The sequence below is a fragment of the Kribbella voronezhensis genome, assembly GCF_004365175.1.
Classification (GTDB): Bacteria; Actinomycetota; Actinomycetes; order Propionibacteriales; family Kribbellaceae; genus Kribbella; species Kribbella voronezhensis.
In genome coordinates this window covers 106,852-121,991 of sequence record NZ_SOCE01000002.1, presented here as the reverse complement: position 1 = coordinate 121,991, position 15,140 = coordinate 106,852, and the positions used below count along the sequence as shown (strand labels likewise).

12 protein-coding genes are annotated in these 15,140 nt (G+C 69.3%); 3 read left to right on the top strand and 9 right to left on the bottom strand.

Annotated features, from left to right (window positions below; translation table 11 throughout):
• Window positions 1-4: 4 nt before the first annotated feature.
• Window positions 5-1,000, bottom strand: a complete 996-nt coding sequence (locus EV138_RS27970) for an NAD-dependent epimerase/dehydratase family protein (RefSeq protein ID WP_133982289.1) — start codon at window positions 998-1,000, stop codon at window positions 5-7.
• Window positions 1,001-1,173: 173 nt separating this feature from the next.
• Between EV138_RS27970 and EV138_RS27965 the strand changes: the two genes are divergently transcribed.
• Window positions 1,174-1,479 carry a hypothetical protein gene (locus tag EV138_RS27965; protein ID WP_133982287.1) on the top strand — a complete coding sequence of 102 codons (306 nt, stop codon included), beginning with the start codon at window positions 1,174-1,176 and terminating at the stop codon, window positions 1,477-1,479.
• 149 nt (window positions 1,480-1,628) lie between these two features.
• Here EV138_RS27965 and EV138_RS38265 read toward each other — a convergent pair whose 3' ends face one another.
• The 8 genes from EV138_RS38265 to EV138_RS27925 all read right to left on the bottom strand — a co-directional run bounded on the left by EV138_RS38265 (window position 1,629) and on the right by EV138_RS27925 (window position 8,355).
• Complete coding sequence (locus EV138_RS38265) at window positions 1,629-2,270, bottom strand: hypothetical protein (protein WP_238158470.1); 642 nt, start codon at window positions 2,268-2,270, stop codon at window positions 1,629-1,631.
• Window positions 2,267-2,605, bottom strand: a complete 339-nt coding sequence (locus EV138_RS27955) for a hypothetical protein (RefSeq protein WP_238158469.1) — start codon at window positions 2,603-2,605, stop codon at window positions 2,267-2,269. The genes EV138_RS38265 and EV138_RS27955 overlap by 4 nt, the downstream gene beginning before the upstream one ends.
• 438 nt (window positions 2,606-3,043) lie before the next feature.
• Window positions 3,044-3,916, bottom strand: a complete 873-nt coding sequence (locus EV138_RS27950) for a hypothetical protein (RefSeq protein WP_202866976.1) — start codon at window positions 3,914-3,916, stop codon at window positions 3,044-3,046.
• A 7-nt stretch (window positions 3,917-3,923) separates the two neighbouring features.
• Window positions 3,924-4,184, bottom strand: coding sequence for a hypothetical protein (locus EV138_RS27945; RefSeq protein WP_112237432.1), 261 nt, complete (start codon window positions 4,182-4,184; stop codon window positions 3,924-3,926).
• Window positions 4,185-4,200: 16 nt separating this feature from the next.
• A complete protein-coding gene (locus EV138_RS27940; protein ID WP_133982285.1) occupies window positions 4,201-4,881 on the bottom strand; it encodes a hypothetical protein in 681 nt (226 codons plus the stop codon).
• Window positions 4,878-7,628, bottom strand: coding sequence for an FtsK/SpoIIIE domain-containing protein (locus EV138_RS27935; protein WP_238158468.1), 2,751 nt, complete (start codon window positions 7,626-7,628; stop codon window positions 4,878-4,880). Before EV138_RS27935 ends, EV138_RS27940 begins: the two co-directional genes overlap by 4 nt.
• A 123-nt stretch (window positions 7,629-7,751) precedes the next feature.
• On the bottom strand, window positions 7,752-8,150 hold the full coding sequence (locus EV138_RS27930) for a VOC family protein (protein WP_133982283.1): 399 nt from the start codon (window positions 8,148-8,150) through the stop codon (window positions 7,752-7,754).
• A 7-nt stretch (window positions 8,151-8,157) separates the two neighbouring features.
• Complete coding sequence (locus EV138_RS27925; protein ID WP_133982281.1) at window positions 8,158-8,355, bottom strand: hypothetical protein; 198 nt, start codon at window positions 8,353-8,355, stop codon at window positions 8,158-8,160.
• Window positions 8,356-8,512: 157 nt separating this feature from the next.
• Between EV138_RS27925 and EV138_RS27920 the strand changes: the two genes are divergently transcribed.
• Complete coding sequence (locus EV138_RS27920) at window positions 8,513-11,608, top strand: PD-(D/E)XK nuclease family protein (RefSeq protein WP_133982279.1); 3,096 nt, start codon at window positions 8,513-8,515, stop codon at window positions 11,606-11,608.
• Entirely contained in the window at window positions 11,601-15,044 is a 3,444-nt protein-coding gene (locus EV138_RS27915; protein ID WP_133982277.1) for a UvrD-helicase domain-containing protein, read from the top strand. The genes EV138_RS27920 and EV138_RS27915 overlap by 8 nt, the downstream gene beginning before the upstream one ends.
• Window positions 15,045-15,140: the final 96 nt, after the last annotated feature.

Sequence of the window (15,140 nt, the reverse complement as noted above, 5' to 3'; positions counted from 1 at the left end):
GCCGCTACTCTCCCACGGTCCGCCGTCCGATCAGCTCCCTCTCGCGCTCCGGGCTGAGGCCGGCCTTGCGGTCACGGTCGAGGCCGAGCTCGCGCTCCCAGGCGAGCGTGTCGCGCAGGAACTCCTCCCGCGGCCGATGGGTCAGCCCCGCAGCCAGCGCCGCCTGCCCGCTGCGACTCGACCAGCCTTCGTACCCCGGCTCGGTCAGCCACATCGCGAGCGACTCGGGACCCATGTAGTGCCCGACCTCCTGCGCCTCCAGCCACTCCCGTGGCGCGAGCACGACCGGCCCGGTGTGCCCACCGACTTCCCGCACCAACGCGATCCACTCCCCGAACGGCACCACCGGCCCAACGGCGTCGAACGTCCCCGTGCGACCGCGCTCCGCGCAGTCCAGCAACCAGGAAGCGAGATCCCGTACGTCGATGATCGAGGTCGCCAGGTCGGGAGTGTCGGGCACCAGCATCGGCTCCTCCGGCGCACGCGCCGCCCGGGCAACCCAGGCGCCACCCCGGTCGCTGGCATCCCCCGGCCCACCGATCAGCCCGGCCCGTGCGATCACCAGCCGATCCCCGACGGCGTCGATCGAGGCGAGCTCACAGGCCACCTTCGCCTCGCCGTACAGCTCGCGGTCGGCGACGTCCTGGTCCGTGGCAGCCCGCAGCGGCGCCGACTCGTCCGCGCCCGGCGTATCGAACTTCTCGTAGACGTTGCCCGTCGAGACGTAGGTCCAGTGTTTCGCCTTGTCTGCCAGGGCATCCAGCGCACCCCTCACGAACCCTGGCTGCCACGACACCTCGAACACCGCGTCCCATTGCCGGTCCGGGATCGCGGCGTACGCATCCGGGCTGCTGCGGTCGGCCGCGATCAAGGTCGCGCCCTCTGCCACCGCCCCGCTCTCTCCGCGGGCGAGGCAGGTGACGGCATGTCCGCGAGCCAGGGCCTGGGTCGCGAGCTCGCGCCCCAGGAATGCTGTCCCGCCGAGAATCAGAATCTCCACCAGGACAGCCAAGCAGGCGCCGGGGACAAAACCCATCACCTCTGCGGACAGCAGAACGGACACGCTTCGTGGCCCGCCGCCAGCGCGGCGTCATCCCTGGTCGCCGCCCCTTGCGACACGGCCGGGCGAGGCGCACTGTCGGTTGTAGTAGGCAAGAAAACTTAGGGGGCGACATGACCGGTTTTGTTCAGATCATCGAGTACCGGACTTCGAAACCGGACGAGGTGCAAGCGCTCAGCGAGGACTACCGCAAGGCGCGCGAGACCGAGGACGACGGCAGCCCGGCGCCCGCCCGCGTGATGGCCTGTGCCGACCGCGACCACCCGGGGCGCTACTTCTCGATCGTGGAGTTCGACTCGGCCGAAGCCGCGATGGAGAACTCGTCGCGGACCGACACGAACGATTTCGCCGCGAAGATGATGGAGCTCTGCGACGGGCCGCCGACGTTCTACAACCTCGATCTGCTGCAGGAGATGTAGGGATTTCGAGCGGACCGCTACCGGAGGGAGGAGAAGGTAGCGGCCCGCTCGGGGTCGGACCGGATCCGCGGCGCCGGACCCGGTCATGGTCCTGGTTCGGTACTACGTGGGTTTGGTACTACGTGGGTTTGGTACTACGTGGTCCGGTACTACGTGGTCCGCAGCCGCGTGCTGCCCGTACTACGCCGTCGCCCGAACCCGGCTTGTCCCTGCGGCCCGGGGTCGGAGGCGAAATCGGCGCTGGTGTCGAAGTAGCCCTCGGACTTGAACCCGGACCCGGGCCCGCGCTCCGGTTCGAACCCGGGCTCGCCCGCGGCGCCGAACTCGGACTCGTGCCTGAGTCCGAACTCGGGCTCGCGCCTGGGTCTGAACTCGGATCCCGGCGCGCGCTCCGGTCCGAACTCGGGCTCGGCTGCGGCGCCGAACTCCGACTCGTGCCTGGGTTGGGAGTCGGACTCGTGCCTGGGTTCGAACTCGGGCTCGGGTGCGGGCTCCGGTGCCGGGTGAAGGTCGGGCCACGGGCGGGGCGGCAGGTCGGAGCGCGGCTTCAGTTTGAGCGCCGGGTCCGGTCCGGGATCGGGGTCGAGCCACTCGACCTCGGTGGCCCCCTGGTGACCGTGGATCGCGATCACCGACTCGATGGCGTCCCAGACGGTCGTGGTCGGATAGTCGCCGTACCAGCGGAGCGCGACCGCCCCGTCGGTGAACTGGACGCCCTCGGCGACCGGCCCGGTGCCGCTGACACCGGAGACGTCGTGATGGCGGATCAGCCGGAAACGACGAGAACTCATTTCGGTGCGACCTCCCACAGCCGCTCACCCGGCAGCTTGCGCCCCGGCGACGACTCGCTCGGCAGGATCGGCTCGCTCGTCACGCGCAACCCGGCGAACCGGCGCGACATGGCGGCTGCATAGCGGTCGGCCAGTTCGGCCTCCGCCTGGTAGTCCGCGACGACGTGGTCCCCGAACCACACTCGTACGCGGCGTCGCTGGACTCCCGCCCCGGCTATGGGAACGGGGTCGGTACTGGCATCGTCGCCGGACATCAGTGCACCCTGCGCCCGGTCGGCCTGATCGGCGTCTTGCGGCCGCGTGTCGGTGTTCCCATCAGCGGCATCGAGGACCATCGGTTCACTTCGATCACTTCCACTTCCCTGTGGGGATGGGTTCACTTCAGAGACGACCGCCACCCAGAGTCATGACGCAGATCCAGAACTCTTTTTCGTACGCCGAACCCCGCGCTCCTCGTACGCCGAGACCGCCCACGCGCGCTCCCCGGTCGCCCGCTCCCACCCACCCCGCCTTACGCCTAGCCGGCGCTACCGCGCCTCAACCGCCCGCTGGCGCGGCCTACATCCCCTACGCGGGCTACCGGCTTACTCCGGAGGCTCCCCCTACCGCAGACCTGCCGCTGGCGCTGCGTAGAGGCCCCCGCCCGGCAGCACCGGATAGCTCGGGCTGCCAGCTGACGCCGGACGCACCGCTGACGCGAACCTGTGGCTCCCTCTACGCCGAGATGAACGCGCCTGGCTCACCGCAACCATCCATTCCTACGACCCGTGACGTCAGGGTTCTTCTGGTGCTTCCTGGTGTGGTCTTCGACCTTCGAGATCGACACTCAGCTCCCCCACTTCCAGTTCTGCTTGAGGCGGTTCGTCAGGGTTCGATCCGGTAGGTGCTGGAAGTTCGACGTCGATGACCGGTGGTGGGGGTTGGGAGGGGAGGTCGGGGTAGTCGAAGGTGGCGGAGACGTGGGTGGGGGTGATGGTGATGGTGGCGGCTTGCCAGGTCTGGTCGGAGGTGGCGGACATTGCCTGGAGGAGGTCGGTGGCGGCCTCGTTGAGGTCTACGGCGATTTCGTAGTCGCGTTCCTCGAAAGGGTCCTGGTCCTCGACGACAACCGCGCGGCCGTCGGGGGTGACCGTCAAGTCCACCTCGAGTTCTTCGAACTCCTCGCGGTCTTCTTCGTCCTTCTGTTGTTTCTTGCGGAGTTTCTCCAGTGCCTTCCGGGCGACCTTGATGAGGGGTGGCTCGGGGGTCTCCGGCGCGTCCGAAGACGGTTTGAAAGGGACGGAGAGGCGTTTGGTGCGGCCGAAGAGGTCGCGTTCGGCGACGTCGCCTGTTCCGCCGGTGGTGCGGTCGCGATCCGCCGAGCTCGCATCAGGGCGGGCACCGGAGCCGCCGCCCACAAGACGTTGGGCCCAAGCCTTGGCTTTCGGAGGAGCTATCGACAGGTAGTGGGCGGCTTCCTCGCAGGCACGGGCGGCTGCGTCCAGTTGTTGAGCAGCCACAGTCGCCCGGCCTTGCGACGCGGCGATGGCGAGCGCGGCGTTCTCCCGGCAGCGTTCCGCCGTACGTTGCAGGTGGAGGACCACCTGCGGTACCTCGTCGAGGCACTCGACCAGACCTTGCGCGACTCGCTGCAGGTCGGACGGCATCGACGGATCAGATCTGGTCGGCGTAGCTCTTGCAGCCGGCGGACGCGATCTCCAGTGCCTCGGCTGCTTGTTCGACCGCCTTGCCGGCCGCGTCGAGGATCTCTGCGATGTCGCGGTCCACGCCGGTCGCCGTACCGGCGATCAGACTCTCCACCTGGGCGCTGTGCTGGGTGAAGCGGAGCTTGAACCCGGCCAGGCCACCAGCAGCCTGCTTGGCCTCCATCGAGACCTGTTGCAGCTGTTCCTTGAGCCGCTGTACGTCGGACACTGACTGCCTCTTCTTCCTAGGGATTGCGCTTCTTCGGCAACACGATCGCCGTTCCGGAGATGATCACCGGTACGGCGATCGCGATCCACCACGGCAGTCCGGCCGCCATCGCGACGACGACCAGCACTGCACCGCCCCAGCCCCACCAGCGCGCGCCGGGCAGGCGTGGCAGGCCCAGGACGCGGGATGCGGCCAGCATGGTGACGGCCTCGATCGCGGCGCCTTCCAGTCCGGCCAGGAAGGACCCGGAGATCACCCAGATCAGTACGAAGCCGACGACGACCAGTGCGGCGCTGATGGTACGGCGCTTGCGGCGCTCCTGCTCTGCCCGGGCCTTCGCACGTACCTCCTCCAGCTTGTCCACTGTGTCCGCCAGCTGCTTCGTGAGCTTCGCCGCGGCCGCTTCGATGTCGGTGAGTCCCCTGATCGCAGGCATCGTCACAGCGGTCCGCTTGCCGTCCGCAGGCAGCCCGGCTCGCTGCAGCGAAGCAGCGGCCTTCTCTGCCAGTGCGTTGAGCCGCAACTCGAGCTTGCGCCCGCGTTCGGCCATGGCGTCGGCCTCGGCCATCGCTGTGGCCTCCGCCTTCGACCTGTTCGCAGTCAACCGGTCCTGCGCCTGCTGCGCGTCAGCACGCGCTCCAGCGACCTGCCGCACCGCCCGGGCGTACTCGGACCACACCTGCTCTTCGGTCTTCATCGGCGCACCAGCTCTACATAGCGGTCGACCTCGTCCACGCGCAGCGGCGCGAACGGTACGACGACCTGTGCCTCCGGGTGCAGCCCGTCCCACAACAGCCCGCGGTGTGGCTCCGACGCCCATCGCACGAGCGGCCCACACACTGCGCGTACGCCGTCCTGCGGGTGCCGCAGGAACAAGTGGGTCGCCACATTGGCCCGCCCGTAGCCCAATTGCTCGGTGCACACGTGCAGACGGTTCCACCAGCCGAAGGTGACCAGCCCCTGAGTCGGCCCGTCCCGCACGATGTCCTGCAACGCGTTGGCCGGACTCTCGAAGTACCCGTCGGCGTGGGTCTGCATCTTCGGTACGCCGTGGAAGCCGAACCCGAGCAGGTAGGTCTCCCCGCCGACCTGCCCGTCCCGCACGGCATTGCGCAGCGAGAACAACCGCGGCGCGATGTCCTCGTGCTTGTCGACGGTCTCGACCTCCGACCCGAGCTGCCGCAGCGCCTGCACCAAAGCACCCTTGCCCTCGGCAACAGCCGGCGACGAGTCGGTCCCGTCGACGAAGATGAACCGCGGCGGTACCACGGCTGCCGCGGCCGCGGACACCGCCAGCCCCGACAACACCCCGAGCGCATCCGCCGGACCATCACCCAGCACCAGTACGCCGGCGCCCGGCTCGGGCCGCACTTCGACAGCCACCGGGGCCTCGGTCACCGCGATCGGCAAACCGGTCCAGGGCCGGCCGAGTTCGGGTTTCACCGAGGCAGCGGTGTCGGCCAACCTGGCCGGCTCTGCCAGATGGAAGACGCGCGGCGGATGCGTGGTACCGGATCTCAGCCAAAGTTCGCGGCGGAGGTCGTCGAGCACCGCCTTGTCGGCGAAGCTGACCAGCACGTGCTGGTTGTCGTCGGGCGAGCCGAAGTTCGCGTTCAGCACGGCCTCGCCTCGGAACTGCAACTCGGCCGCCGCCGTGTTCCCCGTCCGCAGGATCGCCTGTGAGTCGGCCGGAGTCGTCTTCAGCGCGATCCGGTACGGCACCTGCCCGAAGATCGAGTCGCGCCGTGTCGACAACCGCTTGACCCCCTCGATCGTCTGGGTCGCGAGCACCACGTGTACGCCGTACGCGCGGCCGAGGCGCACCAGTCGCTCCAGCAGTCGCGCGGCCTCGTCGGCCAGTTCGTCATCGTCTTCGAGCAGCACCTGGAACTCGTCGAGTACGGCGAGGATGCGCGGCGGGCGATCCGGTCCGGCCGGCAACTCGGCGATGTCCGCGACGTTGCCGTGCGACTTGAAGATCTCGCTGCGCCGGGCCAACTCGTCGGAGAGATGCCGCAGTACGGCCAGGCCGAACGCCCGGTCGCTGTGGATGCCGAGCACGCGCACATGCGGAAGCCAGTGCTCCCGCTCCCCCGCCGGACCGAGCGCGGAGAACTCGACACCGTGCTTGAAGTCCAGCAGGTACATCTCCAGATCCGCCGGGGCATACCGCGCGGCGAGACCGTGGATGAGCACGAGCAGCAGATTCGACTTGCCCTGACCGACCGCTCCACCGACCAGGACGTGCGGCAGCGCCGGGTTGCCGCTGCGCAACCGCACCAAGGCCGGCGTGCGATCGTCGTACCCGATGACGGTGCTGAGCTCGTCACTGACCGGCTGCCACCAGGTGGAGCGGTCCGGGAGGGTCCGGTTGAACTCGATCGTCGGCAGCACCGCGATCTCGGCCAGTTCCGCGATCACATCACAGATGCCTGCGGCAACATTCGCGTCGAACGGCGGATCCAGCGTGGCGGGAACGTTCTGCAGCTGGGAGATCTCGACCCGGCTGCCGGTGATCGCGACCGGGTCGAGCAGGTCCAGCAGTTGGCGCGGATCGACCTCGTGCTCACCAGCCGACGAAGGATCGTGATGGACCAGGAAACAGATGCCCCGATCCGCCCCGGTGGCCGCCAACCGGACCAGATCGCGCTGCGCCAGGGAATCGATGCCGGAGGGGTAGTCGAAAAGGACGATCAGCCGGTACGGGTCGGTGACCCGGCCGGTCTCGCGGATCAGCTCCTCGAACCGTTTGTGCCCCAGCTGCGCCTGCCTGCTGGCCCGCAGCGACGACACGTCGACGAGCCCGGAGAGCACGGTGTGCAACTGCTCCGCGGTGTGTGTTGCCCGCGGCACCAATTGCGGGTACTTCGTGGTCAGGTGCCCGAGCAGCCCCATCATCCCGGTCAGCCGCGGATCGAACGCGTCGATCCGCAACCGGAACGGTTCGGCGGCCGCGATCAGCCGCAGCGCCACACTCTGCAGGAGCTGCCGGGCGGCCTCGTTGCGGTCGGCCGTCACCTTCCAGCCGTTCGTCCGCAGCAGCGGCGCGACCACCGGCGTACCGGCTTCCAGCTGACCGATCCGCACGTACGACGGTGTGCCCGCGCCGACCAGTTGCCTCGACCGCCAGCGGGCGTCGTTCGGCGGGATCGAGGCGAGCCCTGGCGCCAAGCGGTCGGCCAGCAGGCGAGCGGCCGGCTCGGCCGTCGCCAGTGCCTCCGCGGTCGCGGCCTCTACCAGGCCACGCGATTCGCGCCGCGCCAGCACGGTCTGCTCCTGCAACTGCCGGTGCAGCTGCACGGCACGCTGGTGCTCGCCATGGGTGAGCCGACGCGCGGTCTCGAGGAGCTCCCCGAGCGCGAACTGCAGTCCCCGGACCCGTGCCTCCAGAACTTCCGGAGAAACCGGTCCGGGCATGCTTTCCCCGTCAGGCTTCTCCGTCACGAGCACCGTCCTTCCACCACTGCGACGCGACCTCTCCCGCTGCCTGCGTAAACCATGTCACACCATCAGCCCCGTGTGTCACTTCCGTCATCACAAGTCTCACCTGCCGACTAGTCGTTGGGGCTAGTTGTTGGGGGCGACGATCTCGAGTTCGTACCCGTCCTGGTTATGCAGGAATGCGGCGTAATGCTGGGGCCCGCCCGCGTACGGATGGCGGTCGGCGAACATCAGCGTCCAGCCGTGCCCGGCCGCCTCGGCGACGATCGCGTCGACCTCGGCCCGGCTGGCGGCGTTGAGGGCCAGATGGTTCATCCCCGGCCGCAGCCGGTCGTGTTCAGGAGCCGACAGCGCGGGGCTCTGCTCGGCGACCAGATAGCTGCCGTCGGGTGCGATCCAGATGTACCCGCCGGGCCAGCTGTCACCGTCCTTCCAGCCCAGCCGGTTGAGCACCCAGCCCCAACTGGTCAGCGCTCGGGAGAGGTCCGGGACCCAGATCTCGACGTGGTGCAGCGCGGCGGCCATCGGAGCATTATCTGTGCTCGTCGAAACGGTTGGACACCGCTACCGCGGCCAGGCCCACGACGACCAGCCAGATCACCGCCGCGGCCAGCCACGGCCACCAGCCCGAACCCGCGGCCACGGCGGCGACCGCCTTGCCGAACAGGCCACCCGCCGGGGCGAAGACCAGCACCACCAGAACGCGGGCGACAACGGTCTCCTTGGTCATTTCTTCATTGTCCGAGCCCTCAGCCGCCACCGCAGCGACACGGGCGCGCCCTCGGTCCCTGCTCCTGTGGACGGCCCGGCACATTTTGTCCGCGGGGTGGTCTAGCGTCTGGGGTGCATGAACGGCGAGTCACACTGCATTGTTTTGGGGAGGCACGGTGAGCGCGACCCGGATCGAGACGACGGCGTACGGCGCGGCCGCGCTCGACAAACTGCGCGCTGTCGTGACGAGCCTGAAGGCCGACGATCCGATGAAGCCCGTCACCTTGCTGCTGCCCAACAACCTGGCGGGCGTGGCCGCGCGCCGCTTCCTGGCCGCCACCGGCATCGCCGGCCTCTATCTCGCCACCCTCCCCCGTCTGGCCGAGCAACTCGCCGCAGGCCTGCTCGCGCCGCGACGCCCGGCGACCCGGCCGATCGTGGCAGCGACCTGGCGTACTGCGTTGTCGAAGGCTCCCGGCGTCTTCGCGGACGTCGCCGATCACCCGGCCACGATCCAAGCGCTTGCCGCAGCACACCGGGAACTGCGCGACCTGAGCGATCCGGCTCTGGACAAGGTGGCCTCGGCCTCACTTCTCGGACCCGACCTGATTCGCCTGCATCGCCATGTCACCGGTGAGTTGGCGCCGGATTGGTACGACGAGACCGACCTGCTGAGAACCGCTGCCGCCAAGGTCGTCGAGAGTCCGGCGATCGTCGCGGAGCTCGGCGCCCTGGTGCTCTACCTGCCTCAGGAGCTGACCCAGGCCGAGGCCGGCTTCGTCGAGGCGCTCGGCGAAGCCGCGGCCGACCTGACGGTCGTCGTCGGCCTGACCGACGTGAAGCGCGCCGACCGCGCGGTACGGCGATCGCTCGACCGGATCGGCATCGACCTGCCGACGTCGATCTCCAAGAACTACCCGGTCGCGACCGAGGTGCTGAACGCGTCCGATGCCGACGACGAAGTCCGCTGCGTGGTGCGCGATGTCGTCAAATCCCTGGCTCACACGCCTGCGCACCGGATTGCGGTGCTCTACTCGGCCGCGACGCCGTATGCGCGACTCCTGCACGAGCATCTCGCGGCAGCGAAGATCGAGGTGAACGGTCCGGGCACTCGACCGGTTCACGAGCGGGCGCTGGCCAGGACGGTGCTGGAGGTTCTCGCGCTGGTCGACCACGACCTGCCGCGCGCCGACTTGTTTCGCGCATTGGCCAACGCGCCGACGAAGGACTTCACCGGCGAGCGGATACCGGTGCCGCAGTGGGAGCGGCTGTCCCGGGTCGCCGGGGTGGTCCGTGGTGACGACTGGGACGAGCGGCTCGCGCGGTATGCGGAGTCGGAACGGCGTACGGCTGATCAGGAGGCGGCGGCCGAGGACTCCCGTCCTGCCGCAGTACGGCGTGCGCAGGCCAGCGCCGAGACGGCGGAGAGGCTGCACCAGTTCGCATCGGAGCTGCGGCGGCGGCTGCAGGCGACCGCGTTGCTGGAGACCTGGTCGGAGTTGGCGGCGGCGGTGCTCAAGCTGTTCCAGGACCTCCTTGGGGACACCGACTCGTTGCCGATCGAAGAGCAGTACGCCGCAGTCGCGGTGGAGGGATCGCTGCGGGGACTGTCGACCCTTGACCAACTTGGGACGCCGGCCAGCCTGACGGTGTTGCGAGACGTTCTCGATCTGGAGTTGCAGCAGTCGCTGCCGCGTGTGGGCACGTTCGGCACCGGCGTACTCGTGGCGCCGTTGTCGACGAGCATCGGGCTCTCGGTCGACGTCGTGTTCGTGGTGGGGTTGTCGGAAGACCTTTATCCGGGGCGGGTCCACGAGGACGCGCTGCTACCGCATCGGGTCCGGGAGGCGGCCGCGCCGGAGCTGGCGTCGTTCCGCGACCGGCTGGACGAGAAGCAGCGACATCTGCTGGCGGCTTTCTCGGCCGGTTCGCAGCGGGTTGTCGCGTCGTTCCCACGCGGCGATCTCCGTCGATCCAGCCGCCGGCTACCGACGCGCTGGTTGCTCGGCACCTTGCGGGAGTTGACCGGCAATCATGGCTTGGCGGCGACGGAGTGGGACCGAGCCGAGTACGGCGACCGGCTGACCACGTCGGCGTCGTACGCCGGTTCGTTGACCACGGCAACCATGGCGGCGACCGAGCAGGACTGGCGCGTGCGGGCCTTGTCGGCCGGTCTCGCGCTGCCCGACCAGGTGATCGAGCGGGCCCGCGTGCTGCTGCGAGCGCGGTCGAGTGATGAGTTCACGCGCTTCGACGGGAACCTGTCGAGCGTGCCCGGTCTGCCCGACTACGCCTCGGAGGACCGCGTCGCGTCGCCGACGTCGCTGGAGTCGTTCGCGACCTGCCCGCACGCGTACTTCGTCGAGCGGTTGCTGCAGGTGGAGCCGCTGGAGGCGCCCGAGGACCTCTTGGTGATCTCGCCCTTGCAGGTGGGGAATCTGATCCACAACAGCCTGGACGCCTTCGTGACCCGGCTGTCGGGATCGCTGCCTGGCTACGGCGAGCCGTGGACGGCCGAGCAGCGATCGCTGTTGCTGGCGATCGGCGCGGATCTGGCCGACCGGTTCGAGGCCGAAGGGCTGACCGGCCATCCGCGGCTGTGGCAGCGGGAGCGTCTGCGGATCCTGGGCGATCTGCTGGTGCTGCTGGGCGACGACGAACGCTGGCGGGTCGAGCACGACGCGTCGGTGGTCGCGAGCGAGCTGCGGTTCGGGTTCGACGGGGAGCCGCCGGTGGAGATCCCGATCCCGTCGGGGCGGGTGCTGTTGCGCGGCTCGGCCGACAAGGTCGATCTCGGCCGGGACGGCACGATCTACGTCACCGATGTGAAGACCGGCGGCTTCTCGCGGTACGAGGCGATCGAGTCGGATCCGGTGGCGGCGGGGACCAAGTTGCAGTTGCCGGTGTACGCGTATGCGGCGCGGGCGCGGTTGGGGGACGAGTCGACGGCGGTCGAGGCGGCGTACTGGTTCGTCCGCAAGGGTGGCCGCCGGATCCCGGTGCCGCTGACCGACGAGGTCGAGGCCAGGTATGTGGACACGCTGGAGGTGATCGTGTCGTCGATCGCTTCCGGGCAGTTCCCGGCCAAGGCTCCCGAAGTACCGGACTTCCTTTGGGTGCAGTGCCCGTACTGCAACCCGGACGGCATCGGGCACAGTGAGGTCCGGACGAGGTGGGAGCGGAAGCGGCACGATCCTGAGCTGGAGCGGCTGGTGCGGTTGATCGACCCGGGCGCGCTGCCCGCGTTCGAGGAGGTGGCCCTCGATGAGTGAGGATCTGCTGGACGCGGAGGCGCGCGAGCAGATCCGGTCGGACACCGGCGAGACCCTGTTCGTCGAGGCCGGCGCGGGGTCGGGGAAGACGCACGCGCTGGTGGACCGGGTGACCACCTTGGTTCTGCGCGACGAGATCCCGCTGAGCACGATCGCTGCCGTCACCTTCACCGAGAAGGCCGGGGCCGAGCTGCGGGACCGGCTGCGGGTCGAGTTCGAGAAGGCTCGGCGCGGGCCTGCTCGTCGGCTCGCCGATGCGGCGCTGGACGATCTGGATTCGGCATCGATCGGGACGCTGCACTCTTTCGCTCAGCAGATTCTGCTCGCGCATCCGATCGAGGCCGGGCTGCCGCCGCTGATCGACGTCCTGGACGAGGTCGGGTCGTCGGTCGCGTTCGAGGAACGCTGGTCGGAGTTGCAGCAGCAGTTGCTGGACGACGACACCATCGCGGAGCCGCTGCTGCTGGCCATGGCCGTCGGGGTCGAGCTGAAACACCTGCGATCGTTGGCGCGGCTGTTCGGCAACGACTGGGACCTGATCGGCGACCGGGTGCTGGTGGATCCGCCCGAGCTGGTGTCCATGCCGGACCTGGACGGGCTGGTGGCGGCGACCGCCCAGATCGGAGCGGTCGCGGAGCACTGTCTGGCCGATGACGACCGGTTGCTGCCGAAGGTGCACGAGATTCGCGAGCTCGGGCTGATGCTCGGCACCGCGACCGACCAGGAGACGCAACTGGCGGTCCTGCACAAACTCCGCGGGCTGAAGGTGGGCCGGATCGGGCGCAAGGAGAACTGGCCGGACATCACCAAGGTGCGCGGCGACTGCGCCGAGGTGGTCGAGGTCGCCGGTTCGCTGGTGGAGCTGCTGCTGGATGCTTGCCTACGGCACCTTTCGCACTGGGTCGCGGTGCGGGTGCTGGAGTCGGCCGAGTTGCGACGGGCCGAAGGGCGGCTCGAGTTCCACGACCTGCTGGTGCTGGCCAGAGACCTGCTGCGGCGCGAGCCGTCGGTGCGGTCGGCGTTGCAGGAGCGGTACCAGCGGTTGCTGCTGGACGAGTTCCAGGACACCGACCCGATCCAGATCGAGCTCGCCGTGCGGATCGCCGGTGGAGCGGCCGCGGACGCGCCGGACTGGCGCGACGTGGAGGTGCCGCCCGGACGGTTGTTCGTGGTCGGGGACCCGAAACAGTCGATCTACCGCTTCCGGCGCGCCAACATCGCGACGTACCTGACCGCCCAGGACCTGCTCGGCGAGACGGTCGAGCTGACCACCAACTTCCGCACGGTCCCCCAGGTCCTCGACTGGGTCAACCACGTCTTCGCCACTCTCATCCAGCCCCAGGAAAACGCCCAGCCCACCTATCAGTCCTTGAGCCCCCATCGCTCTCCCGCCCCCATCACCCGGCACCTCACGTCGACCTCCACCCCACCTGAGCCGACCGCAGTCAGTGGCGATCAACTGTCCCTCCTCGACGAGGAGGACCCCCCAGCAGAGGAGCAGGATCTCGCCACCGTCATTCCCCTCCGCCGTGGTTTCGCCGTCTCGGTCCCGGCTCTCACCGCCGACGACGCCGACCCGGGCGGCGACCTCGTCGCACCGGGCGACGCATCACCACCTGGCGGCCCGGCGGTCACTGTGCTCGGCGCTCAACCCCATGAGAATCTCCCGCGCGCCCAGGCGACCGCGCTGCGGGAGTTCGAGGCGGCCGACGTCGCCGCCGTGGTCGAGCGCGCCTTGCGCGAAGGCTGGCAGGTGTACGACGAGAAGGCGGAGACCTGGCGCGCAGCCGGAGCCGGCGACATCGCAGTACTGGTTCCCGCCCGTACGTCGTTGCCGTTCCTCGAGGACGCGTTCGACCGGGCCGACATCCCGTACCGCGCCGAGGCCAGTTCGCTCGTCTACCAGACCGCCGAGGTCCGCGAACTGCTGGCCTGTGCTCGCGCGTTGGGTGACCCGAGCGACCAACTCGCGCTGGTGACTGCTCTGCGTTCCCCGTTGTTCGGCTGCGGCGACGACGACCTGTTCGTCTGGAAGAAGGCCGGCGGCTCGTTCACCCTCACCGCACCCGTCCCCGATTCGCTGCTGGCCCACCCGGTCGGCGAGGCGATGGAGTGGCTGCGCCGCACGTACTACGCCGCGCGCTGGCTGACGCCGAGCGAGGTGCTGGCGAAGATCGTCGCGGATCGCCGCATGCTCGAAGTCGCCGCGACCGGACCGCGGGCCCGGGACGCGTGGCGGCGGGTGCGGTTCGTCGTCGATCAGGCGCGGGCGTGGTCCGAGGTCGAGCACGGCGGCCTCCGTTCGTACCTGGCCTGGGCCGCTCACCAAGGCGAGGAGGCCTCGCGGGTCGCCGAGGCCGTGCTGCCCGAGACCGACGCGGACGCCGTACGGGTGATGACGATCCATGCCGCGAAGGGGCTGGAGTTCCCGATCGTGATCCTGTCCGGGATGACGGCCGCGCCGAACCGGCAACGCGGCGTCCAGGTGTTGTGGCCGCCCGACGGCGGTTATGCGGTGAAGCTCAAAGCCTCGGTGCAGACCGAGGACTTCGACCTGGTGCAGCCGGTCGACGAGCAGATGGACGATTTCGAGCGACGGCGGCTGCTGTACGTCGCGGCGACCCGTGCGCGGGATCACCTGGTCGTCTCGCTGCACCGTTCCGGTAGCCGGCGGCATTCCAGCAACGCCGAGTTGCTGACCGGCGCGGGTGCCGCCGAGGCACCTCATACGACGTTCTTCGACGGCTCACCGGTCGAAGCGGCTCCGGACGACGCGCGTGCCTCCGCCGAGGTCGCTCCCCCGGTCAACCGACAGGAGTGGGAAGCCAAGATCGCCGAGGCGCGGCAAGCAAGCCGGCGCCGGTCCGCTCAGAGCGCGTCCGGGCTGGAAGGCACCGGTCCGGACGTCGCGTTGCACGGCGCCGATCCGGGCAGCGCCAAGGCGGCCCGTGACATCGAACTGCCGCCCTGGTCGAAGGGCCGCTACGGCACGGCGATCGGCCGCGCGGTCCACGGCGTACTGCAAGTGGTCGATCTCGCGACCGGCGCCGGCCTCGACGACGCCGTCGCCGGGCAGTGCCTGGCCGAAGGAGTGGTCGAGTACGCCGAGGTCGTGACCGCGCTGGTGCGATCGGCTCTCGGTTCGGACGTCGTGCGCCGGGCCGCCGCGCGCGAGCACTGGCGCGAGTCGTACGTCGGTACCCTGCAACCCGACGGCACCGTGCTGGAGGGTTTCGTCGACCTGATCTACCGCGAGGACGACGGCACCTTGATCATCGTCGACTACAAAACCGACGCCGTACCAACGGCCGCTCTGGACTCGCGGGTCGCCTACTACGCCCCTCAGCTGCAGGCCTACACCGACATGCTCCCCAACAGCGGCCGCCCGGTCCTGCTCTTCCTCGCCCCCACGACCGCCGTCGCCCACACCCTCTGAAAGGGGCCTCAGGCAATCATTAATTAGCTTGCAGGAGGGCGGTCGGGCAGCGGAACATGCCGGTATGACCACGACCGGAACCGTTCTCCTGTTGGC

What these genes read in the sequence shown, in the direction of transcription:
- EV138_RS27965 (WP_133982287.1), top strand. Translation starts at nt 1,174, where the DNA reads ATGACCGGTTTTGTTCAGATCATCGAGTACCGGACTTCGAAACCGGAC.
- EV138_RS38265 (WP_238158470.1), bottom strand. Translation starts at nt 2,270, where the DNA reads ATGAGTTCTCGTCGTTTCCGGCTGATCCGCCATCACGACGTCTCCGGT.
- EV138_RS27955 (WP_238158469.1), bottom strand. Translation starts at nt 2,605, where the DNA reads ATGGTCCTCGATGCCGCTGATGGGAACACCGACACGCGGCCGCAAGAC.
- EV138_RS27950 (WP_202866976.1), bottom strand. Translation starts at nt 3,916, where the DNA reads ATGCCGTCCGACCTGCAGCGAGTCGCGCAAGGTCTGGTCGAGTGCCTC.
- EV138_RS27940 (WP_133982285.1), bottom strand. Translation starts at nt 4,881, where the DNA reads ATGAAGACCGAAGAGCAGGTGTGGTCCGAGTACGCCCGGGCGGTGCGG.
- EV138_RS27930 (WP_133982283.1), bottom strand. Translation starts at nt 8,150, where the DNA reads ATGGCCGCCGCGCTGCACCACGTCGAGATCTGGGTCCCGGACCTCTCC.
- EV138_RS27925 (WP_133982281.1), bottom strand. Translation starts at nt 8,355, where the DNA reads ATGACCAAGGAGACCGTTGTCGCCCGCGTTCTGGTGGTGCTGGTCTTC.
- EV138_RS27915 (WP_133982277.1), top strand. Translation starts at nt 11,601, where the DNA reads ATGAGTGAGGATCTGCTGGACGCGGAGGCGCGCGAGCAGATCCGGTCG.